The 538-nt window shown below is 35.1% G+C and carries 1 protein-coding gene; it reads left to right on the top strand.

Going from position 1 to position 538, the window contains the following annotated elements:
• Positions 1-498 (top strand): IS3 family transposase (locus ACE01N_RS20665; RefSeq protein ID WP_380593008.1); only part of this gene is annotated, 498 nt, incomplete at its 5' end.
• Between the last annotated feature and the right edge of the window lie 40 nt (positions 499-538).

The following is a 538-nucleotide window of genomic DNA, read 5'->3' as shown; positions in this document are numbered from 1 at the left end:
GACATGGATGTTACAGCCCCTAATCAAGTCTGGGTGTCTGATATAACCTATATCCGTACCATCAACGGCTTTTGTTATTTAGCATTAATTACAGATATGTTCTCTCGAAAGATTGTAGGATATGACATCAGTGATTCGTTGGAGTTGGCGGGTTGCTTGCGGGCCCTTAAACGGGCCATAAAGCAAGCACGGCCAAAGGCCGGTTTGGTTCACCATTCTGATCGAGGGATACAATACTGTAGTAATCAATATGTAGAACAACTTAATAAGCAACAGATAAAAATAAGTATGACTGAAGAAAATCATTGTTATGAAAATGCTATTGCTGAGAGAGTTAATGGAATCCTAAAAGATGAATTCTATCTCGATCAAACATTCTTTTCTAAGAAAATTGCAAGCAAGGCAACACATAATGCAATCTATATTTATAACAATAAAAGATTACATATATCTTTAGGGTATAAAACACCAAACATGGTCTTTAAAAATGTAGCTTAAATTCAATTATTAACCTGTAGCCATATTTCAGTATAAGACA

Source organism: Quyinboa ferrireducens (assembly GCF_042436675.1).
In the GTDB taxonomy this organism is placed as follows: domain Bacteria; phylum Bacteroidota; class Bacteroidia; order Bacteroidales; family UBA5342; genus JBHJHP01.
The sequence above is the reverse complement of the archived record's forward strand: the minus strand, read 5'-3'. Positions and strand labels throughout refer to the sequence as shown.